Origin of the sequence: Pseudomonas sp. NPDC098740 (assembly GCF_044760065.1) — a bacterium.
In the GTDB taxonomy this organism is placed as follows: Bacteria; Pseudomonadota; Gammaproteobacteria; order Pseudomonadales; family Pseudomonadaceae; genus Aquipseudomonas; species Aquipseudomonas rossensis.
Window position 1 is genome coordinate 252,034 of record NZ_JBIWAM010000008.1, and the last position, 21,113, is coordinate 273,146.

The following is a 21,113-nucleotide window of genomic DNA, read 5'->3' on the forward strand; positions in this document are numbered from 1 at the left end:
GAAAGTCGCTGAGCCGAGCGCCTGTTCTCAAACGCGATGATGACCTGTGGGAGCGAGCTTGCTCGCGATAGCAATTTGGCAGGCAACACATCTGTTGAATGTTCAATCGCCATCGCGAGCAAGCTCGCTCCCACAGGTGCTGCGTTTACACAGTAATCCGCCAGATCCCGAACGGTTGATGCGCCGGGTCGATCCGCATGAATTGGTACTTGCCGTGCCAGGTCCAGCGATGACCGCTCATCAAGTCTTCGCCCTGGGTGCTGGCGTCGTCGGGCAAGCCCATTTCCCACAGCGGCAATTCGAAATTCGCTTCCTGGACGTTAAGCGGATCAAGACTGACGGCCACCAGAATGAAATTGCTGCCATCCGCGCTGCGTTTGCCGAAATACAGAATGTTTTCGTTCCAGGCGTTGTAGACCTTCAGGCCCAAGTGCGTCTGCAGCGCCGGGTTCTGCCGGCGGATGCGGTTGAGCTGGGCGATCTCGGCAATGATGTTGCCCGGTGCGTTGAAGTCTCGTGGGCGGATTTCGTACTTCTCGGAATTGAGGTACTCCTCCTTGCCCGGCACCGGGGCCGCTTCGCACAGTTCGAAGCCTGAATACATGCCCCACAGACCGGAGCCCATGGTCGCCAGCGCCGCGCGGATCAGAAAACCGGCGCGCCCCGACTCATGCAAAAACGCCGGGTTGATGTCGGGTGTGTTGACGAAGAAGTTCGGCCGGTAGCATTCACGCCACGGCGATTCGTTGAGCTCGGTGAAGTAAGTGGCCAGCTCGGACTTGTTGTTGCGCCAAGTGAAATAGGTGTAGCTCTGGGAGTAACCGACCTTGCCCAATCGCGCCATCATCGCCGGGGTGGTAAAGGCTTCGGCCAGGAAAATCACCTCGGGGTACAGCGCCCGCACATCAGCAATCAGCCACTGCCAGAACGGCAGCGGTTTGGTGTGAGGGTTGTCGACGCGAAACAGCTTCACGCCCTCCTCGACCCAACCCACCACGATGTCGCGCAACTCGACCCAAAGACTCGGAATCGCATCGGCGGCATAGAAATCGACGTTGACGATGTCCTGGTATTTTTTCGGCGGGTTCTCGGCGTATTTGATCGTGCCGTCCGGCCGCCAGTTGAACCAGCCCGGATGCTGCTTCAGCCACGGGTGATCTTGGGAACACTGAATCGCGAAGTCCAGGGCGATCTCCAGTCCATGGTCAGCGGCTGCCGCGACAAGACGCCGGAAGTCTTCGCGGCTGCCCAGTTCGGCGTGTATGGCTTCATGCCCGCCCTCTTCGCTGCCAATGGCATACGGACTGCCCGGATCGTCCGGCCCGGCGGTCAGGGAGTTGTTCGGGCCTTTGCGGTAACTGCGGCCGATCGGGTGGATCGGCGGGAAGTACAGCACATCGAAGCCCATGTCCTGGATCATCGGCAGCCGCGCATGCACATCGTTGAAGGTGCCATGACGGGCCGGATCGTCAGTGATCGAACGCGGAAACAATTCATACCAACTGGCGAACTGCGCCAGGTTCCGTTCGACGTCGAGCGGGTACTCAGGGCTGATGCTCAAATAGGCACGATGATCGGCCTGCGTCATCAACCCGGCGCTACGCTGGTGCAGAAACAGCTCGACCTGCTCGATTTCGAGCAGGCCCGACAATTCATGGTGCAGCGTCGCCAGTTGTTCACTCAGTTGCCCTTCGGTGCGTTCGGCGGCTTGCTGGACCAGCGTTCGCCCCTCCTGCAATTCCAGGCTGATCGGCACCCTGGCGGCGTGTTTTTTCTCCAGCTCATAACAGAAGCTGGCGAACTGATCGATCCAGGCTTCGATGCAAAACACATAACGGCCCTGGCGCGCGACCCGGAACTGGCCCTGCCAACCGTTATTGCCCAAGTCGGCCATGACTTCGCTTTGCCAGGTTTCCTCGCCCTCGGCGTGCCAGCGCACTCGCACGGCCAACTTGTCGTGACCGTCGGCAAACACTTTGCTGGTCACCACCACGTCCTGGCCCACCACGGTTTTGACGGCGAACTGCCCGCCATCGAGGGTCGGCATGGTGTTTTCGATTGCGATGCGCGGCAGCAGTAAAGCCTGCGACAGCGGCATATGAGGGTTGTAGTTCAGCTCTGTCGGTTTTTCAGCAGTCATCGAGCATCTCTCCTTTACGCCCCATGGACGCTCTTGTGTCTGTGGCTTGTAACAGGATAGCCATCCCGCAGGATCGTCCGCCCCGGAATGAACTCACTTAGGTTCCGAGCGACAGGCGCCGGTAAAAGTTCACGAGGATTTGCCTGGGCCTTCGGAGGAATCAATTCCTTTACACAGTGGTCAACACACTTAAGCACGACTTACGCCATGTGCCACTGGAGGTTGAAGTTATGAGCATTCCGATCCCTGCCGAAACGCCTGATCCAAACATCGACAACCCGACCATTCCGCCAACCGAGCCTGAACCTGTGCCTGAGCAAGATCCGCCCGGTACTACCCCGCCGCCGCGCGAGGACCCGCCGAGCACCATGCCGCCGGTGGTTGTCACACCGTAGGAGCTGCCGAAGGCTGCGATCTCTTGATGTTGCTTTTCAAGATCAAAAGATCGCAGCCTTCGGCAGCTCCTACGGGGGATCGCGTTCCAGCATTTTTACGATCCTCGGCATCACACTGAGGATCGCCAACGCCAGCAACGTACTGAGCACCGCCGTCGCCTCTCGCCCCAACCCGGCCGAGACGCCGATGGCGGCGGTCATCCACAACCCGGCGGCGGTGGTCAGGCCTTTGACGTGCCCCTCGTCGCCCTCGGTGTTTTTCAGAATAGTCCCTGCGCCAAGAAAGCCGATCCCCGCGATCACACCCTGCACCACCCGACTCATGGCATCAGCCTGTGAACCGGACATTTGCGGCACCAGCACGAACAGCGCGGCGCCGAGAGCTACCAGCATGTGGGTGCGGACCCCGGCGGCCTTGCCCTTGTGCTCGCGTTCGAAGCCGAGAATCCCGCCCAACACCGCTGCCATCAGCAAGCGCACGGTAATGCGCGTCAGTTGTGAAGCGTCGCCAATGTCGGCGAACTCCGCTTGCAGCGTCACCCAAACCTCATGCCACCAGGCGTTCATGGTGTTGTCCTTGTGATGACTGGATAGAAAGTTGCTCTATTGAGGATGGACCGCGTCGACCATTAATCGGTTGCACAGAACGATGATCCTCGGTTGTGCCCTAACACTTTAGAACCCGCAGAAAAAAGGACACCTCCATGACTGTGCGCATCGAAAACCAGACCTGCTTCTTCATTACCGAGAACGGCGAAGAAATTCGTCTGTGTCCAGACGTCACCATCATTACCGACCCGGAAAAAGCCATGTCGGCGGTGGAACTCGACGGCCAGCGCGTCTACATCACCGAAGCAGAAGCCGACGCATTGACCGTAGCAGGCGCAGTCGACGGGCGTAAGCATTTGAAGGCCACTGACAGTGATTCGGTGATTTGACTGACCCGGATCAATAACACCCGCAGACGCTTGATATAGGTGTCTGCGTCCCGCTGTAGCGGGTGCATCAACTTGTCGCAGGCAGCGGATCAATGTCCATCTGATCCGCTTTTTATTGCAATAGGTGAGTCTGTTATGCAAACAGATCGCCGCTCATAGTGCTCAGGCCTGATGGAGGCTGATGAGCGAAAGACCATGAGCGATAGAATCCCCGTCCGAATTGTTGAAAGTGCCCCGTCCGTTCAACGCTATGAGCCTTCGCGTCCAAAGATGAAGGCCAAGTCCAGCGACAACCTGATCCACACCCGCAGCTTCACCGGTTTATTCCGCACCCTGCGGATGAGCGGCGCGGGGTTTCTGTTTTTGCTGTTCTTCGGCACGGTGTGGTTGAACTGGGGCGGCCGCCAGGCTGTGCTCTGGGACCTTTGCGAAAGCAAATTCCACATCTTCGGCGCGACCTTCTGGCCGCAGGATTTCATCCTGCTGTCGGCGCTGCTGATCATTGCCGCGTTCGGTCTGTTTGCGATCACCGTGTTCGCCGGGCGAGTCTGGTGTGGTTACACCTGCCCACAGAGTTCCTGGACCTGGATTTTCATGTGGTGCGAGAAGCTCACCGAAGGCGAACGCAACCAGCGGATCAAGCTGCAAGCCGCACCCTGGGGCCTGAACAAACTGGTCCGCCGCTCGGCCAAGCACACCTTGTGGCTGGCCATCAGCCTGTTGACCGGCCTGACCTTTGTCGGCTATTTCACCCCGATCCGGCCGCTGGTCGAAGAACTGCTGACCTTGCAGATGGGCGGCGTCAGCCTGTTCTGGGTGCTGTTCTTTACCGGCGCGACATACATCAACGCCGGTTGGCTGCGTGAAGCGGTGTGCATGCACATGTGTCCGTATGCGCGGTTCCAGAGCGTGATGTTCGACAAAGACACCCTGACCATCTCCTACGACTTGGCCCGCGGCGAGAACCGTGGCCCGCGCAAACGTGACGTGGCACCGGCAGAAGTCGGCCTCGGTGATTGCATCGACTGCCAGTTGTGCGTGCAAGTCTGCCCGACCGGCATCGACATCCGCGACGGCTTGCAGATGGAATGCATCGGTTGCGCCGCGTGTATCGACGCCTGTGATTCGATCATGGACAAAATGGGCTACGCCCGCGGGCTGATCAGCTACACCTCGGAGCATCAATTGCAGGGCGGCAAGACCCATTTGCTGCGGCCGCGATTGATCGGCTACACCGCGGTCCTGTTGGTGATGATCGGTGCGCTTGCCCTGGCGCTGGTGGAGCGGCCGATGGTCTCGCTGGACGTGAGCAAGGACCGTGGCCTGTTCCGCGAGAACAGTCAGGGGCAGATCGAAAACATCTACAGCCTGAAAGTCATCAACAAGACCCAGCAACGTCAGGATTACCGTCTGACCCTGGTCGATGGCGAAGGCTTCCTGCTGCAAGGCAAGATCGAACTGAGCCTGGCACCGGGCGAGATTGTGGATGTACCGGTGTCGGTGGCAATGACCACGGAACGGCCGAGCAGCAGTTCGCAGACGATCAGTTTCAAGATTGTCGACAGTGATGAGCCAGAGATTTATAGCGTGGCGAAGAGCCGGTTTGTTGCGCCGATGAATCGTTGAGCCTTTAAGATGCAAAGCCAAAGATCGTCCGAAGGCTGCGATCTTGGCGACCTGACTGCCACCCATTTTTTCAATGAATGACACCCATCCAGGCACTCGATGAAACGCTACGAAAAATTCGCCGACGACATCGCTGAACTGATCCACTCCGGCGTTCTCGGCCCCGGCCAGCGCGTGCCGTCGGTGCGCTACGCGAGCCAGACCTACGGGGTCAGCCCGTCCACGGTGTTCCAGGCCTACTACCTGCTCGAACGCCGCGGCCTGATCCGCGCTCGCCCGCGTTCCGGCTACTTCGTCAACGCGCACGCGCCGAGCCCGTTCTCGGAGCCGGTAATCAGCAGTCAGGTCAATGAGTCCACCGAAGTCGACGTCAGCGAACTGGTGTTCTCGGTCCTCGATTCGATCAAGGACCCGAACACCGTGCCCTTTGGCTCGGCCTTCCCCAGCCCGACCCTGTTCCCGCTGCAGCGCCTGTCCCGTTCCCTGGCCAGCGCCGCCCGCGAGATGGACCCGCGCATGGTCGTCACCGACATGTCGCCGGGCAACCCGCAACTGCGTCGACAAATCGCCCTGCGCTACATGGTCGGCGGGCTGATGCTGCCCATGGAAGAACTGCTGATCACCAACGGCGCGCTGGAAGCGCTGAACCTGTGCCTGCAAGCGGTCACCGAGCCCGGCGATCTGGTGGCCATCGAAGCCCCGGCGTTCTACGCGTGCCTGCAAATCCTGGAGCGGCTGAAGCTCAAAGCCGTGGAAATCCCTGTGCACCCGCGCGATGGCATCGACCTTGGCGTACTCGCGCAAACCCTGGCACGGCACCCGATCAAGGCTGTCTGGTGCATGACCAGCTTCCAGAACCCGATGGGCGCGACGATGCCCGAGGCGAAGAAACAGGAACTGGTTGAGCTATTGCGCAGCCATCAGGTGCCGCTGATCGAAGACGACGTCTACGCCGAACTGTATTACGGCCAACAGGCGCCGAAACCGGCCAAGGCTTTTGATACCGAAGGGCTGGTGATGCACTGCGGTTCGTTCGCCAAAAGCCTGGCCCCCGGCTACCGCATCGGTTGGGTCGCCGCCGGGCGCTATGCGCAGAAGATCGAACGGCTGAAACTCATGACATCGCTGTGCGCGTCGATGCCGGCCCAGGCGGCCATCGCCGATTACCTGCAACACGGCGGCTACGACCGGCACCTGCGAAAACTGCGTTACGCCCTGGAAGAACAGCAAAGCGCCATGCTCGCCGCCATCGCGCGCTACTTCCCGGCACAAACCCGCGTCAGTCAACCGGCCGGCGGCTACTTTTTGTGGCTGGAACTGCCACCGCAGATGGATTCACTGAAGTTGTTTCAGATGGCATTGGCGCAAGGGATCAGCATTGCGCCCGGGCCAATTTTTTCACCGACCCAGCGCTTCAGGAATTGTATCCGCCTGAATTACGGCAGCCCCTGGGATGAGACTGCCGAGAAGGCGATGGAGACGTTGGGCCGGATTGTGCGGTCGTTCTGAGGGTTTGGTTTTGCCTGTACCGGCCTCATCGCGGGCAAGCCACGCTCCCACAATGGACGGTGTCGATCAGAAGGTTGTGAACGACACAAATCCTGTGGGAGCGTGGCTTGCCCGCGAAGAGGCCCGCCCAAACAATGCAAATCTATGGACTTAGCGCCCCCCGCCCAGATCGACGAACGTCCCCGTGGCATAAGAAGCCTTATCCGACAACAACCACACAATCGCCTCAGCCACTTCATCCGGACGCCCGCCCCGAGCCATCGGAATTGCCGACTCCAGCTTGCTGACCCGATCCGGGTCACCGCTCAACGCATGGAAATCGGTGTAGATGTAACCAGGGCGCACGGCGTTGACGCGGATGCCTTCGCCGGCCACTTCTTTGGACAGGCCGATGGTGAACGTATCCAGCGCACCTTTGGAGGCGGCGTAGTCGACGTATTCACTTGGCGCGCCCAGGCGTGAGGCCACCGAGGACACGTTAACGATGCTGCCACCCTGCCCGCCATGCTTGGGCGACATGCGCAGGATCGCGTGTTTGGCGCAGAGGATCGGCGCCAGGACGTTGGTTCTGAGGATTTTGAGAATACGGAATTCGGACATTTCATCGATCCGGGACTTATGCCCGACGGTGCCGGCATTGTTCACCAGTGCCGTGACCCGGCCCAGCTCAGTGTCCACGCGGTGGAACAGCGCGATCACTTCATCTTCGATGCTGACGTCAGCGCGCACCGCGATGGCTTGGGCGCCGAGGGCGCGGACTTGATCCAGCACAGTTTGCGCAGCGGATTCGTCGGCCAGGTAGTTGATGCAGATCCGATAGCCTTGTTCGGCGGCCAACAGGGCTGTGGCGGCGCCGATACCACGGCTGCCACCAGTGATGACGATGACTTTGTCCATGCGAAATTTCCCCCATTCCAAGCGTTAGCAGTCGGGGCCAAGAATAACCGTCATCGCTGGCTTTTGCATGGGCTCACATCAATCACAGTGTTCTCAGCTCGCCGCCAATTGCTCTGCACGCAGAATATCCACCATGAAGCGTTCGGCCGGCAGCGGGTGCCCGAGCAGATAACCCTGAAGCGAATCACAACCGAGTTGCGTCAGGAAGTCTTGCTGCGAGTCGGTTTCCACCCCTTCGGCGACGATCCGCAACCCCAGTGCCTGGCCGAGGGCGACGATGGCGGAAACGATGGCGGCGTCATCGCTGTCACGCTCCAGATCGCGGACAAAACCCCGGTCGATCTTCAGTTCGTTAGCCGGCAGGCGCTTGAGGTACATCAAGCTCGAATAGCCGGTGCCAAAGTCGTCGATCGACAGGTCGACACCCATTGTCGAAAGCTCCTGAAGCACCGTCATGCTCGCATCGGCATCGCTCATGGCGGTGGTTTCTGTGATCTCGAGGGTCAGGCTGTTGGCCGGCAAATGGTGAGTGGCCAAGGCTTTGGCGACGCTCTGGACCAGGCCTGCGTGGCAGAACTGCAGGGCTGAAAGGTTCACTGCGATGCGCCAGTCGGTGTACCCGAGCACGTACCACTCGCGCATCTGACGGCAGGCTTCGTTGAGCACCCACTCGCCAATCGGAATGATCAGCCCGGTCTTTTCCGCCAGTTCGATGAACTTGTCCGGGAGCAACATGCCCTGGGTCGGATGCACCCAGCGCAGCAACGCCTCGGCGCCGACCGGCCGGCCATTGTTGGCATCGAACTTGGGTTGGTAATAGAGACTGAATTGCTGCTGATCAATGGCGATACGCAAGTCCTGCAGCAATTGCAGCTGTTTGCGCGCGTTGCTGTTCATCGAGGCATCGAAGAAGCTGTAGCCGTTTTTCCCGGCGCCCTTGGCGTGGTACATCGCCGCGTCAGCGTTCATCAGCAATTCCTCGGCGGTTTCACCGTTGCCCGGATAGATAGCGATGCCGACGCTGGCGGAAATCTGCAAATCATGTTCGGCGACCCGGAACGAACGCCCGATCAGCCCAACCTGACGGGCTGCCAGGCTCAATGCGTCATTCTGTTCGCCGAGCTGCACCAGTAAAACGAACTCATCACCGCCGATCCGCGCCAGGGTGTCATGGCTGCGCAAATCCTCGCGCAAGCGCAGACCGACTTCACGCAACAACAGATCGCCCATATGGTGACCGAAGGCATCGTTGACTGGTTTGAAGCCGTCCAGATCGATGAACATCAATGCGAAACAACCGCCCTGCTCCTGCACCATGGACATCGCCTGATCGATGCGGTCAGCCAGCAATACGCGATTCGGCAGGCCGGTGAGGGTGTCATGCAGAGCCAGTTGAGTCAGTTCGCGGTTGGCCTCGGTCAATGAGTGGGCAAGGCTTGCGGTGCGGGCCTCAAGGCGCGCATCGAGAATCGAGGTCAACAAGGCAAGGCTCAACACTGCCAGGGTGGTGATCAGCACCAGATTGTCCAGGCCCTTGCCGTTCAGGCCACTGACGGCCGCGCCACAGAAGCTGCCATCCGGGAAACGCGCCGCCGCCATGCCGGTGTAGTGCATGCCGACGATCGCGAACCCCATGATCACCGCCGCACCGCCACGGATCAGGCCGACATAAGGTGTGTGCTGGCGCAGACGGAAAGCGATCCATAACGCGGCGCCCGAGGCGACTACGGCGATCAGCAGCGAAGCGCCGAACAGCGTCGGATCGTAATCGATACCCGGCTGCATACGCATGGCGGCCATGCCGGTGTAGTGCATCGCGCTAATCCCAGCCCCCATGACCAGCGCGCCGAATGCCAATTGCCAGGCTGGCAATTGTGGCTGGCTGACCAGCCACAGGGCAAAGCCGCAGGACAGGATGCCAGTCAGCAGTGACAGCAACGTGATGCCGACGTCGTAACCGAGGTCGATGGGCAATTTGAACGCGAGCATGCCGATGAAATGCATCGACCACACGCCAACCCCCATGGCAAAAGCGCCGCCCGCCGTCCATAAATGCACGGCCCGGCCCTTGGCCGTGGCGATGCGTTCGGTCAGGTCGAGCGCGGTATAGGAGGCGAGAATCGCCACAAAAAGCGAGATGATGACCAGCGTGGGGGAATAGCTACCGATAAGCATGAGACTACTCGTGACAGCCCTCCGCTCTCGGGGGGCAAATCGGGCGATTGTACTGATTGCGCAAAAGAACGCACTGACAAAATTAGCAAAGGGCCATCAAGCCGATGAAGCGCTTGTTTGACAACTCGCGACGGCCGCGTCCACCAGTAGCAGCTGCCGAGCCTGCGAGGCTGCGTTCGGCTGCGAAGCAGTCGTAAACCCGGCACACGCGGTCTTCCTGAAACACCGTGTCGTCTGATTTCACGACTGCTACGCAGCCGAACGCAGCCTCGCAGGCTCGACAGCTGCTACGGAGTATCGAGTTGCCGTCAGAGAAGGGGGCGCTACTCTTTTTCACTCACTTGCAACGCCCCATCCCAGCCACCGCCCAACGCCGCAATCAATTGCACACTGGCAATCAGCCGGCTCTGCAACAAGCTCAGCACGCTGCGTTCATTACTCAACGCCGTGGCTTGAACCACGACCACATCGAGATACGCGATCACCCCGGCCTTGTACTGGTTCTCGGTCAGACGCAAGGACTCACGCGCCGCGTCCAGTGCTTCCTGGCGCACGCCCGCTTCGTCTTCCAGGACCTTGAGCTGCACCAGGTAGTTTTCCACTTCACGGAAGCCATCGAGCACGGTCTGGCGGTACTTGGCCACTGTTTCGTCGTAGGCCGCTTCGCTGCGGTCAACTTCCGCGGAGCGCTGACCGCCGTCGAACAAGGTCATGGCCAATTGCGGTCCGACCGACCAGAAGCGGTTCGGCACGCTGATCCAGTTGGAAGAGGTGCTGCTGCTGTAACCACCGTTCAGACTCAGGGTGAAGTCCGGGTAATAGGCCGCCTTGGCCACACCGATGTTGGCATTGGCCGCCATCACCGAGCGTTCAGCGGAGGCGATGTCCGGGCGGCGCTCGAGCAATTGCGAAGGCAGGCTCAGCGGTATCTCGGGCAACGCAGGAATGTCTTTGCTTTCAGCCAGGCTGAACTCGGCCGGCGGTAGCCCGATCAGTACGGCAACGGCATTCTCGAATTGAGCACGCTGCCAGATCAAATCAACCATGTCAGCCTGGGTGCTTTTGAGCTGAGTCTGAGCCTGCGCCACAGCATCCTTGCCGGAGACACCGGCGCGATACTGGTTTTCAGTCATTGTCAGCGAGCGCTGATAGGCCTCGACCGTCGCTTCCAGCAGGCGTTTCTGCTCGTCGATCACGCGCAGTTGCAGATAGTTCTGCACCAGTTCCGACTGCTGACTCAAGCGCATCGCCGCCAGATCGGCAAAACTCGCCTCGGCATTGGCGGTGTCGGCTTCAAGGCCTCGGCGCAGTTTGCCCCAGACGTCGGCCTCCCAACTGACCCCGGCCTGTGCGGTGTAAGTGTCGCGAATCCCGCTGGAAGAACTGGTCAGGCTCGAACTGCTGCTGCCGGTGCCCTGGCTGGAGCGGTTTTTCCCGACGGTCAGGTCCACGGTCGGGAAAAACGCGCCACGGGCACTGCGCACCAAGGCCTGGGCCTGACGGTACTGGGCTTCGGACTGCGCAACGGTCTGGTTGGCACTGTTAAGCTTTTCGATCAGGCCATTGAGCTGCTGATCGCCATACAACTCCCACCAGGCGCCACGGGCCAGGGAATCGCTGGGATTGGCCTGACGCCAGCCTGCCGCTTCCCTGTATTGCGCCGGTGCAGCCGCTTGCGGGCGCTGGTAATCCGGGCCGATGGCGCAGGCGCTGAGCATCGCCACGCACAGCGCCAGGCTCAACAAACGCGAGCCTCGGGCCGTTACCAGCGGTGCAGCCAGAGTGATAAGCGAACGGTCAGTCATAGCGGAGTTTCCAGAGCAGCATCGGTACGCACCCCACGCCAGTGGTTGAAGCGATGGCGCAGTTTGTCGAGATAGAGGTAAACCACCGGGGTGGTGTAAAGGGTCAGCACCTGGCTGAAGATCAGCCCGCCAATGATCGTCAGGCCCAGTGGCTGACGCATTTCCGCACCTTCGGCGCGGCTCAGCAGCAACGGCAACGCGCCGAGGATCGCCGCCAGGGTGGTCATCAGAATCGGCCGCAGACGTTGCAAGCAAGCGCTGCGAATCGAATCCAGCGGCGCCATGCCCTGATGCCGTTCCAGCTGCAAGGCCAGGTCGATCATCAGAATGGCATTTTTCTTCACCACGCCGATCAGCAGGAACAGCCCGAGCAACGAGATCAGGCTGAACTCACCGCCCAGCGCGTAAATCGACAGCAACGCGCCGACCCCGGCCGACGGCAAGGTCGAGAGAATGGTCAGCGGATGGATGTAGCTTTCATACAGCACACCGAGCACCAGATACACCGCCACCAGCGCGCCGAGAATCATGAACGGCTGGCTCTTCTGGGTGGCGGCGAAGGCGTCGGCGGTGCCGGCCATTTTCACGATCACGTCTTCCGGCATACCCAGTCTGGCGATAGCCCGCTCGATGGCCGCCGTGCCCTGCTCCACCGTCACGCCTTCGGCCATGTCGAAGGAAATGCTCTCGGAGGCGAACTGGCCTTCATGGCTAACGCGGTCGTCTTCCAGGCTGTTTTCGTAATGAGCGATGGTCGAGAGCGGAATCCGCGCGCCGTCGGCGGTGATCACCTGAACCTGTTTGAGGGTGATCGGGTCCTGGGCGTATTTGGGATTGACCTCCATGACCACCTGATACTGGTTAAGGCTGTCGTAAATCGTCGAAATCTGCCGCTGGCTGTAGGCGTTGTTCAGCACCGCGGTGACCATGTCCATGTCGACGCCCAGGCGTTTGGCCTGATCACGATCGACGATCAGGGTCACCTGTTGGGCGCCGCGCCCTTCACGGGCGTCAATTGCGGTCAGCTCCGGCAAAGCCTTGAGTGCGGTAACGACTTTCGGATACCACTCGCGCAACTCGCCAAGATCGGCACTTTGCAGGATGTAGGAATACTGGGACGTGGTCTGTTCACGACCGCCACCAAACTGCAGGTCCTGATCGGCCATCAGCATCAGCTGCGCACCGGCGACCTTGGGCATTTCCTTGCGCAGGCGTTCGATGACCTTTTGCGCAGAAATGTTGCGTTCCTTGATCGGTTTCAGCCGCACCAGCATGAAGGCGTTGTTGGTGCCGTTGGTGCCGCCGATGAAGCCGGCGACGCTTTGTACCGCGTCATCCTTGAGCACGGCGCGGCGGAAGGTTTCCATTTTTGGCTGCATCACGCTGAATGACAGTCCGTCGTCGCCGCGCACGAAACCGATCAGTTGACCGGTGTCTTGCTGAGGCATAAATGTTTTAGGAACAACGACATACAACGCAATGTTAACGCCGACTGTCACGATAAGGCTAAGCAAGGTCAGTCGCCGGTGACGCAGCACCCAGTCGAGGCTGGTGGCGTATTTGCCGACCATCCACTCGTTGGCGCGCTGACTCCAACGCTGCAAACGGTTTTCCTCACCCGGCGTATGCGGCTTGAGCCAGCGGGCGCAGAGCATCGGTGTCAGCGTCAGCGAGACCACCAGCGACACTACGATGGACGCCGCCAGCGTGATGGAAAACTCGCGAAACAAGCTTTCAACAATCCCGCCCATGAACAGGATCGACAGGAACACCGCCACCAGCGAGACGTTCATCGACAGCAAGGTGAAGCCGACTTCCTGCGCCCCCAGGTACGCGGCCTTCATCGGCGGTACGCCTTTGTCGATGTGCCGGGAAATGTTCTCCAGCACCACAATGGCATCGTCCACCACCAGCCCGGTGGCCAGAATCAGCGCCATCAGCGACAGGTTGTTCAGGGAGAATCCATAGAGGTACATCACCGCAAAGGTGCCGACCAGGGACACAGGCACCGCAAGGGTCGGAATCAACGAGGCGCGGAAGTTACCGAGGAACAGGAAGACCACCAGAATCACCAGCGCCACGGCAATCAGCAGGGTCATTTCCGCTTCGTGCAAGGTCGCCTTGATCACCGGCGACCGGTCCATCGCCACGTTCAGTTTGACGCTGGCCGGCAACACGGCCTGCAACGCCGGCAGTTGAGCCTTGATTTCGTTGACCGTCTCGATGATGTTGGCGCCGGCCTGGCGGTTGATCACCAGCAGTACCGCCGCGTCGTTGTTGAAGAAACCGCTGTTGTAGCGGTCTTCGACGCCGTCGCTGACCTTGGCCACGTCCTTCAGGCGCAGGGCCGCGCCGTCCGCGTAGTGAATGATCAGCGACTCGTAATCCTTGGCTTTCTCGAGTTGATCGTTGGCCTGAACCTGCCACAACCGCTGACCGTCTTCGACCGACCCTTTTGGCCTGCGCACGTTGGCGTTGGCGATGGTGTTGCGCACATCGTCCAGCGCTACGCCGTACTGGTTGAGCGCCTGCGGTTCGAGTTCGATGCGCACCGCCGGCAGGGAACTGCCGCCGATCTGCACTTCGCCGACACCCTGCACCTGAGACACGCTCTGGGACAGAATCGTCGAGGCCAAATCGTAGAGCTGGCCTTTTTCCAGTACGTCGGAGGTCAGCGACAGCACCATGACCGGCGCCTGGGACGGGTTGACCTTCTTGTAGGTCGGCATGCTGCGCATCCCGCTCGGCAGCAGGTTGCGCGAAGCGTTGATCGCCGCCTGCACTTCCCGCGCCGCGCCGTTGATGTCGCGGTCCAGGTCGAACTGCAAAATCACCCGGGTCGAGCCCTGGCTGGAGCGGCTGCTCATGGTGTTGACCCCGGCTATGGCGCCGAAAGAGCGCTCCAGCGGCGTGGCCACCGTCGAGGCCATGACCTCCGGGCTAGCACCGGGCAGACTCGCCTGGACCACGATCACCGGGAAATCCATCTGCGGCAACGGCGCCACCGGCAACAGGCCGAAGCTCACGCCGCCCAGCAGCAGGATCGCCAGGCTCAGCAACATCGTCGCGACCGGGCGCTTGATGAAAGGTCCGGACAGGTTCATGGCTGTTCTACCGCTTCCACGGCTTCAGACTTGCGACCCCAGCGCCGACCGAGGCGGTCGAAATACAGATAGATGACTGGAGTGGTAAACAGCGTCAGCACTTGACTCACCAACAAGCCACCCACCATCACCAGACCCAACGGTTGACGCAGTTCCGCGCCGGAACCGGTCGCCAGCATCAGCGGCACCGCACCGAACAACGCCGCCAGTGTGGTCATCAGAATCGGCCGGAAACGCAGCAGCGCCGCCTGATAGATCGCCGTTTCCGGGTCCATGCCCTGATTGCGTTCAGCGTCGAGAGCGAAGTCGATCATCATGATCGCGTTCTTTTTCACGATACCGATCAACAAAATGATGCCGATGATCGCGATCATGCCCAGGTCATTGCCGCTCAACAGCAGCGCCAGCAAAGCGCCGACCGCCGCCGAGGGCAAGGTGGAGAGAATGGTGATCGGGTGGATGTAGCTCTCGTACAGCACACCGAGCACGATGTACATGGTGACCACCGCCGCCAGAATCAGCAGCAAGGTGCTCGACAGCGACGCCTGGAATGCCTCGGCCGCGCCCTGGAACTGGGTCTGCACGCCAATCGGCATGCCGATGTCCTTCTGCACCTGGTCGATGATCTCCACCGCATGCCCCAGCGCCACGCCAGGCGCGAGGTTGAAGGACATCATCACTGCCGGAAACTGCCCGATATGAGTGATCGCCAGTTGGGCCTGACGCTCCTCGATGTGCGCCAGACTGGACAGACGCACTTGCCCGCCGTCGGTGGTTTTCACGTGAATCTGGTTCAGCGCATCCGGGCCGATCCTCTCGCCCGACTGCGATTGCAGCACCACACGGTACTGGCTGGCCTGGGTGTAGATGGTGGAAATCTGCCGCTGACCGAAGGCGTCGTACAGCGCATCGGTGATGTTCGACACCGACACACCGACCCGCGACGCCGCATCGCGGTCGATCACCAGATACACCTGCAGGCCTTTGTCCTGCAAATCGCTGGCGACGTCGGTCAGCTCCGGCCGTTGGGCCAGTGCGTCCACCAGACGACCGCTCCACAGACTGAGCAGCTCGGAATCCGGCGACGACATGCTGAACTGATATTGAGTCCGGCTGACGCGGTCTTCGATGGTCAGGTCCTGCACCGGTTGCATGAACAGGCGAATGCCGGTGAGTTTGTCCAGTTCCGGTTGCAGACGTGCAATCACCTCGGTGGCGCTCAGGTCGCGATTGCTGTGGGATCTGAGGTTGATCAGCAGGCGACCGCTATTGAGCGTCGAGTTGTCACCGTCCACGCCAATGTAGGACGACAAGCTCTCCACCGCCGGATCCGCCAGGATCACTTTGGCCAGTTCCTGCTGACGTTCACTCATGGCCGCAAAGGAAATCGACTGCGGCGCCTCGGAAATACCCTGGATCACCCCGGTGTCCTGCACCGGGAAGAAGCCCTTGGGCACCACCATGTAAAGGAATACGGTCAACGCCAGCGTGCCGATGGCCACCATCAGGGTCAGCGGTTGATGCTTGAGAACCCACTTTAACTTGCGCCCGTAAGCCGCGATCATCCAATCAATTGTGGCGCCGCTGGCACGGTAGAAACGGCCCTGATCTTCTTCCTTCGGCTCACGTTTGAGCAACCGCGCGCACATCATCGGCGTCAGTGTCAGGGACACCACCAGGGAGATCAGGATCGCCACCGCCAGGGTAATGGCAAATTCGCGGAACAACCGCCCTACCACGTCGGCCATGAACAGCAACGGGATCAGTACTGCGATCAGCGACAGGGTCAGGGAGATCAGCGTGAAGCCGATCTGTTTGGCGCCCTTGAGCGCCGCATTCAGGGGACTGTCGCCCTCTTCGATAAATCGGGAAATGTTCTCCAGCATGACGATCGCATCGTCCACCACGAAACCGGTGGCGATGGTCAGTGCCATCAGGGTCAGGTTATTGACCGAGAAACCCGCGAGGTACATCACGCCGAAGGTACCGATCAGCGACAGTGGGACCGCGACCGACGGAATAATCGTGGCGCTGGCCCGACGCAGGAACAGGAAGGTCACCATCACGACCAGCGCAATGGCGATCAACAATTCGTGCTGCACGTCGGTGACCGAGGCGCGGATAGTCTGGGTGCGGTCGGTCAGCACGGTGACTTCGAGACCGGCCGGCAGGTTGTCGGTGATGCTCGGCAGCAGGGCTTTGATCCGGTCAACCACTTCGATGACGTTGGCGCCAGGCTGACGCTGGATATTCAGCAGCACGGCCTGATTTTCGTTGGCCCACGCCGCTAGACGTTCGTTTTCCGCGCCATCGACGATCTCCGCCACGTCCTTGAGCCGCAGCGGCGCGCCGTTGGCGTAGGCGAGAATCAGGTTGGCGTAGTCCTTGGGCGAGGTCAGTTGATCGTTTGCATCGAGCATCGACACCCGGGTCGGGCCGTCGAAGTTGCCCTTGGGCTGGTTGACGTTGGACGCACCGATCAAGGTGCGTACGTCAGACAGGTTCAAGCCATTGGCCGCCAGCGCCTCGGGGTTGACCTTGATCCGCACGGCCTGACGCTGGCCACCGGCAATGCTGACCATTCCGACGCCGCTGATCTGGGCAATTTTCTGCGCCATGCGCGTGTCGACCAAGTCATTGAGCTTGGGCAGCAGCATGGTCTTGGAGGTGATGGCCAGCGTCAGCACCGGGGTGTCCGCCGGGTTGACCTTGTTGTACACCGGCGGCGCCGGCAGGTCCTTGGGCAGCAAATTGGTCGCAGCGTTGATCGCCGCCTGCACCTGCTGCTCGGCGACGTCCATGTTGATGTCGAGGCTGAAACGCAGGGTCAGCACTGAAGCGCCGCCGGAACTAGTCGAAGCCATCTGGGTCAGGCCGGGCATCTGCCCGAATTGACGCTCAAGGGGCGCGGTCACGGCGCTGGTCATGACATCCGGGCTGGCACCGGGATACAGCGTCATGACGCGGATGGTCGGGTAATCGACCTGAGGCAATGCCGACACCGGCAACAGCCGATAGGCGATCACGCCGGCCAGGATAATGGCCAGCATGCTCAGGGTAGTGGCTACCGGGCGAAGGATGAACAGCCGCGAGATGTTCATGCGCCGCCCTTTTTCGCCTTGTCGGTGGTCGTCGCGTCAGGCGCCGTGGCGGCCGATTTGCCTTGCAGGTGCCCGGTCGGGGTGGTCGGTACATCCTTGGTGTCGTTGACCACTTCCACTTCGCTTCCTTCCTTCAAGCGGTCGGTGCCTTCAAGAACCACGCGATCCCCAGGGGCCAGGCCTTCGGTAATCACGGTGTTTTCACCGTCACTGGCGCCGACTTTCAACTGACGAATCGCGACTTTCTTGTCGCCGTCCAGGGCGTAGACAAACGTGCCGTTGGTGCCGAACTGAATCGCTGCCGAAGGTGCGAGCACCACGTCTTTGAGGGTGTCGGCCAGCAGGTGGACGTTGACGAACTGGTTCGGGAACAGCGCCTGATCGCGGTTCTCGTAACGAGCCTTGAATTTCAGGGTACCGGTGGTGACGTCGATCTGGTTGTCCAGGCTCTGCAAAACGCCGGTGGCCTGCAACTTGGTGTCGCCACGGTCCCAGGCTTCGGCCGGCAACTTGGCGCCGGTGCGGTAGCGCGCCAGTACAACGTCGAGGCTGTTTTCCGGCAAGGTGAAGGCAACGCTGATCGGTTGGGTCTGGGTGATGATCACCAGCGCGGTGGTGTCGTTGGCTGCCACCAGGTTGCCGACGTCCAGCTGACGCAAGCCCACACGCCCGGCAATCGGGGCACGGATTTTGGTGAATTCCAGATTGAGCTTGGCGTCGTTAACCGCCGCCTGATTGGTTTTTACCGTGCCCTGATACTGGCCCACCAGCGCTTCGGCGGTGTCCAGGGTCTGCTTGGCGATACTGTCTTCGCGATACAGGCCGCGATAGCGTTCCACATCGACCTGGGCGTTTTTCAGTTGTGCCTGGTTCTGCAGCAACGTGCCTTCGGCCTGAAGCAAGGCGTTCTGGTAAGAACGCGGGTCGATTTCAGCCAGCAGATCGCCCGCCTTGACCATCTGCCCTTCCTCGAAGGAGATCTTCATCAGCTCACCGCCGACGCGGCTGCGCACATTGATGGTGTTCAGCGCCGTCACGGTGCCCAGCGCCTTGTAGTACAGCGGGAAGTCGCCCTTGACCGCTGGCGCGACACGCACTGGAACAGGTCCGGTCGCCCCGCCGAAACCCGGACGCATCCCCCCCGACCTGCCGGTATGCCCGGCAACGGCTTTTTGCCCTGCGCCCTCTTTTTGGGCAGTGCCGGCGGGCCAGAATTTCCAGCACAGGCCAGCGATGACCAACAGGACAAGCAGGCCGAACAGCCAGCGACGGGGACTACGGGAAACGGAGGATTGCATGGAATGATCAACCATTGGGCGCGTGGGCTTCTTCTACAGGAGGCTGAACGATAAGCACTGGCGGGCATTAAGCAAAGCGGCTTTACCGGCAATTTACCTTTGGCTTACGTAACAGGATGTTTTGCCAAGACACTGAATCACAAATGAAAACGGCCTGGACAGGGCCAGGCCGTTAACAATTGTAAAGTTGCGCTTACTTCAGAACGGCAAGTGCCGCTTCGTAGTTCGGTTCTTCAGCGATTTCCTTGACCAGTTCGCTGTACAGAACGTTGTCGTTTTCGTCCAGAACCACGACGGCACGGGCCGTCAGGCCTTTGAGCGGGCCGTCAGCGATGGCAACGCCGTAGTTCTCGATGAACTCGGCACCGCGCAGGGTCGACAGGTTTTGTACGTTTTCCAGGCCTTCGGCGCCGCAGAAGCGAGCCTGGGCGAACGGCAGGTCAGCGGAAATGCACAGCACGACAGTGTTGGCGACATCACTGGCCTGGGCGTTGAACTTGCGAACCGAAGTCGCGCAGGTCGGGGTATCGACGCTTGGGAAGATGTTCAGCACTTTGCGCTTGCCGGCGAAGCTCGCCAGGGTCACGTCGGACAGATTGCCGGCAACCAGGGAAAAGGCTGGCGCCTTGGAACCGGCTTGTGGCAGTTGGCCGTTGACTTGAACCGGGGAGCCTTTAAGAGTGACTTGAGCCATGAACGGAGTCCTTCTGACGTTGTTGTAGAGAATTTTGAAGAGGCCGAAGTTAACCACGAAATGGCCCGACGACCTATGCCCAGATACAAATTGTGAAGTCTCGTCGCACGCATTGGATACAACCCGCCCCCATCACCGCATAGCGAGTTTAGTGTCGAGAAACAAATCTGCTTTTCGGCGATCATCCGTAAGACGCATTGTCGATTCAGGCGATGGCTATTCGACTAGCCTGTGAGTCACTCACATCCAGCGGAGATAAGACCATGCGATTCATGATCATTGTGAAAGCCAGCCAGGATTCCGAGGCCGGCGCGCTGCCCAGCAAAGAACTGATGACCGCGATGGGCAACTACAACGAGGAGCTGGTCAAAGCCGGCATCCTCATCGAGTGCGATGGCCTGCAACCCAGCAGCAAAGGCGCCCGCGTGCGTTTCTCGGGTGACCAGCGCACGGTGATCGACGGCCCGTTCGCCGAAACCAAGGAGCTGATCGCCGGCTACTGGCTATGGAACGTGAAGTCGAAGCAGGAGGCGATCGACTGGGTCAAGCGCTGCCCCAACCCGATGCCAGGCACCGACGCCGAGATCGAGATTCGCCAGGTGTTCGAGGCCGAAGATTTCGGGGCTGAGTTCACACCGGAGTTGCGAGAGCAGGAGGAGCGACTTCGCGAGCAGGCAAAAAAACGCTGAATAATCCAATCAATGTGGCAAGGGGGCTTGTCCCCCTCGCCACATCGGCAGTCCATGGATCTCTACCCCCTGTTTCCCAACAACTTTTTAGTACACGGAACTCACGCAAACGTGTACAAAAAACCAAGGATTCCCCCTTCGGCTGGCGAACCCGGCGTCAGCTGCTAGCTTCAACAGAGTGTCCTACAGGCCCGGTACCCACCCTCCAGGATGACTACACGCCCGCGCCTCACGACACCAATGTCCACACCAATGACGTTCTGATGCGTGGCACTTAACCCTCGCTCCCGGCGATATTATTGGTGTGGCGCAGTTGCTGCGCGCCACCGTGCCAATCAACACTCGCCCCCACCCAAACGGCGGCTACAGCAACGGCGATGGCCTACCGCAATTCGCACAGTTCGCCGGGACCAACGTCACCTTCGGCCAATGAGGACTTTGATATGCACGTTGCAATTCGCGCAGCCGGTTTCAGCCTGATGACGATGTTCGTCAGTTGCGGCGTCGGTGCTCAGGACCTCGATATGCGGATCGGCAAGATCGCGATGGCGGGCGAATCGCCGGCCCAAGAATCGATCGCCAGGCTTTACGCCGAGCTGGATTTCCAACAGACGACCCAAAGTTATCTGTGGGCCTTGCCGCTGGTTTCCTACGCGCAGTGACAGGAAGAACTCCGTGACAAACTCGGCGTTCAGGCGGCGACCTGCCGGTGAGTGATGCAGCAACTCCACATCATTCCCAC

Annotated in this window: 16 protein-coding genes; 7 read left to right on the forward strand and 9 right to left on the reverse strand. The window is 60.3% G+C overall.

Translation table 11 applies throughout. The features are described 5' to 3' along the window. Positions 1-145 precede the first annotated feature (145 nt). Positions 146-2,140 carry an alpha-1,4-glucan--maltose-1-phosphate maltosyltransferase gene (locus tag ACIQU2_RS13070; RefSeq protein ID WP_403141191.1) on the reverse strand — a complete coding sequence of 665 codons (1,995 nt, stop codon included), beginning with the start codon at positions 2,138-2,140 and terminating at the stop codon, positions 146-148. A 230-nt stretch (positions 2,141-2,370) separates the two neighbouring features. Here ACIQU2_RS13070 and ACIQU2_RS13075 point away from each other — a divergent pair, with 230 nt between their 5' ends. Then, the gene (locus tag ACIQU2_RS13075; protein WP_403141193.1) at positions 2,371-2,535 is read left to right on the forward strand and encodes a hypothetical protein; all 165 of its coding nucleotides are present in this window, start codon (positions 2,371-2,373) and stop codon (positions 2,533-2,535) included. A gap of 69 nt (positions 2,536-2,604) precedes the next feature. Here the strand turns inward: ACIQU2_RS13075 and ACIQU2_RS13080 are convergent, their stop codons facing one another. Continuing rightward, positions 2,605-3,102: an MgtC/SapB family protein gene (locus ACIQU2_RS13080; protein ID WP_403141195.1), complete on the reverse strand. Its 498-nt coding sequence runs from the start codon at positions 3,100-3,102 to the stop codon at positions 2,605-2,607. A 137-nt stretch (positions 3,103-3,239) separates the two neighbouring features. On the opposite strand from ACIQU2_RS13080, the gene ACIQU2_RS13085 reads away from it, so the two are divergent. The 3 genes from ACIQU2_RS13085 (at position 3,240) to mapR (ending at position 6,608) form a co-directional block, all read left to right on the forward strand. Beyond that, complete coding sequence (locus ACIQU2_RS13085; protein ID WP_347804659.1) at positions 3,240-3,473, forward strand: DUF3203 family protein; 234 nt, start codon at positions 3,240-3,242, stop codon at positions 3,471-3,473. 195 nt (positions 3,474-3,668) lie between these two features. Next, entirely contained in the window at positions 3,669-5,099 is a 1,431-nt protein-coding gene (ccoG, locus tag ACIQU2_RS13090) for a cytochrome c oxidase accessory protein CcoG (RefSeq protein ID WP_403141198.1), read from the forward strand. 99 nt (positions 5,100-5,198) lie between these two features. Next, entirely contained in the window at positions 5,199-6,608 is a 1,410-nt protein-coding gene (mapR, locus tag ACIQU2_RS13095; RefSeq protein WP_347804657.1) for a GntR family transcriptional regulator MpaR, read from the forward strand. A 150-nt stretch (positions 6,609-6,758) separates the two neighbouring features. On the opposite strand, the gene ACIQU2_RS13100 is transcribed toward mapR, so the two are convergent. The 7 genes from ACIQU2_RS13100 to tpx form a co-directional block, all read right to left on the reverse strand. Beyond that, positions 6,759-7,505, reverse strand: a complete 747-nt coding sequence (locus ACIQU2_RS13100) for an SDR family oxidoreductase (protein WP_403141202.1) — start codon at positions 7,503-7,505, stop codon at positions 6,759-6,761. 93 nt (positions 7,506-7,598) lie between these two features. Next, on the reverse strand, positions 7,599-9,680 hold the full coding sequence (locus ACIQU2_RS13105) for a putative bifunctional diguanylate cyclase/phosphodiesterase (RefSeq protein WP_403141205.1): 2,082 nt from the start codon (positions 9,678-9,680) through the stop codon (positions 7,599-7,601). Positions 9,681-10,003: 323 nt separating this feature from the next. After that, entirely contained in the window at positions 10,004-11,485 is a 1,482-nt protein-coding gene (locus ACIQU2_RS13110; RefSeq protein ID WP_403141207.1) for an efflux transporter outer membrane subunit, read from the reverse strand. Continuing rightward, entirely contained in the window at positions 11,482-14,589 is a 3,108-nt protein-coding gene (locus tag ACIQU2_RS13115; RefSeq protein WP_403141211.1) for an efflux RND transporter permease subunit, read from the reverse strand. The genes ACIQU2_RS13110 and ACIQU2_RS13115 overlap by 4 nt, the downstream gene beginning before the upstream one ends. Further along, a complete protein-coding gene (locus ACIQU2_RS13120; protein WP_403141214.1) occupies positions 14,586-17,690 on the reverse strand; it encodes an MdtB/MuxB family multidrug efflux RND transporter permease subunit in 3,105 nt (1,034 codons plus the stop codon). Before ACIQU2_RS13120 ends, ACIQU2_RS13115 begins: the two co-directional genes overlap by 4 nt. Further along, the gene (locus ACIQU2_RS13125) at positions 17,687-19,003 is read right to left on the reverse strand and encodes an MdtA/MuxA family multidrug efflux RND transporter periplasmic adaptor subunit (protein ID WP_403141216.1); all 1,317 of its coding nucleotides are present in this window, start codon (positions 19,001-19,003) and stop codon (positions 17,687-17,689) included. The genes ACIQU2_RS13120 and ACIQU2_RS13125 overlap by 4 nt, the downstream gene beginning before the upstream one ends. Positions 19,004-19,181: 178 nt before the next feature. Next, on the reverse strand, positions 19,182-19,682 hold the full coding sequence (gene tpx, locus ACIQU2_RS13130) for a thiol peroxidase (protein ID WP_403141218.1): 501 nt from the start codon (positions 19,680-19,682) through the stop codon (positions 19,182-19,184). A 263-nt stretch (positions 19,683-19,945) separates the two neighbouring features. On the opposite strand from tpx, the gene ACIQU2_RS13135 reads away from it, so the two are divergent. From ACIQU2_RS13135 to ACIQU2_RS13145, 3 genes are all read left to right on the forward strand, one after another. Beyond that, on the forward strand, positions 19,946-20,371 hold the full coding sequence (locus ACIQU2_RS13135) for a YciI family protein (RefSeq protein WP_403141220.1): 426 nt from the start codon (positions 19,946-19,948) through the stop codon (positions 20,369-20,371). Positions 20,372-20,675: 304 nt separating this feature from the next. Then, positions 20,676-20,804: a hypothetical protein gene (locus tag ACIQU2_RS13140; RefSeq protein ID WP_403141222.1), complete on the forward strand. Its 129-nt coding sequence runs from the start codon at positions 20,676-20,678 to the stop codon at positions 20,802-20,804. A 10-nt stretch (positions 20,805-20,814) separates the two neighbouring features. Then, positions 20,815-21,033 carry a hypothetical protein gene (locus ACIQU2_RS13145; RefSeq protein WP_403141225.1) on the forward strand — a complete coding sequence of 73 codons (219 nt, stop codon included), beginning with the start codon at positions 20,815-20,817 and terminating at the stop codon, positions 21,031-21,033. Positions 21,034-21,113: the final 80 nt, after the last annotated feature.

Coding starts and splice junctions, on each gene's coding strand:
- ACIQU2_RS13070 (WP_403141191.1), bottom strand. CDS start 2,140: ATGACTGCTGAAAAACCGACAGAGCTGAACTACAACCCTCATATGCCG.
- ACIQU2_RS13075 (WP_403141193.1), top strand. CDS start 2,371: ATGAGCATTCCGATCCCTGCCGAAACGCCTGATCCAAACATCGACAAC.
- ACIQU2_RS13080 (WP_403141195.1), bottom strand. CDS start 3,102: ATGAACGCCTGGTGGCATGAGGTTTGGGTGACGCTGCAAGCGGAGTTC.
- ACIQU2_RS13085 (WP_347804659.1), top strand. CDS start 3,240: ATGACTGTGCGCATCGAAAACCAGACCTGCTTCTTCATTACCGAGAAC.
- ccoG (WP_403141198.1), top strand. CDS start 3,669: ATGAGCGATAGAATCCCCGTCCGAATTGTTGAAAGTGCCCCGTCCGTT.
- mapR (WP_347804657.1), top strand. CDS start 5,199: ATGAAACGCTACGAAAAATTCGCCGACGACATCGCTGAACTGATCCAC.
- ACIQU2_RS13100 (WP_403141202.1), bottom strand. CDS start 7,505: ATGGACAAAGTCATCGTCATCACTGGTGGCAGCCGTGGTATCGGCGCC.
- ACIQU2_RS13105 (WP_403141205.1), bottom strand. CDS start 9,680: ATGCTTATCGGTAGCTATTCCCCCACGCTGGTCATCATCTCGCTTTTT.
- ACIQU2_RS13110 (WP_403141207.1), bottom strand. CDS start 11,485: ATGACTGACCGTTCGCTTATCACTCTGGCTGCACCGCTGGTAACGGCC.
- ACIQU2_RS13115 (WP_403141211.1), bottom strand. CDS start 14,589: ATGAACCTGTCCGGACCTTTCATCAAGCGCCCGGTCGCGACGATGTTG.
- ACIQU2_RS13120 (WP_403141214.1), bottom strand. CDS start 17,690: ATGAACATCTCGCGGCTGTTCATCCTTCGCCCGGTAGCCACTACCCTG.
- ACIQU2_RS13125 (WP_403141216.1), bottom strand. CDS start 19,003: ATGGTTGATCATTCCATGCAATCCTCCGTTTCCCGTAGTCCCCGTCGC.
- tpx (WP_403141218.1), bottom strand. CDS start 19,682: ATGGCTCAAGTCACTCTTAAAGGCTCCCCGGTTCAAGTCAACGGCCAA.
- ACIQU2_RS13135 (WP_403141220.1), top strand. CDS start 19,946: ATGCGATTCATGATCATTGTGAAAGCCAGCCAGGATTCCGAGGCCGGC.
- ACIQU2_RS13145 (WP_403141225.1), top strand. CDS start 20,815: ATGCACGTTGCAATTCGCGCAGCCGGTTTCAGCCTGATGACGATGTTC.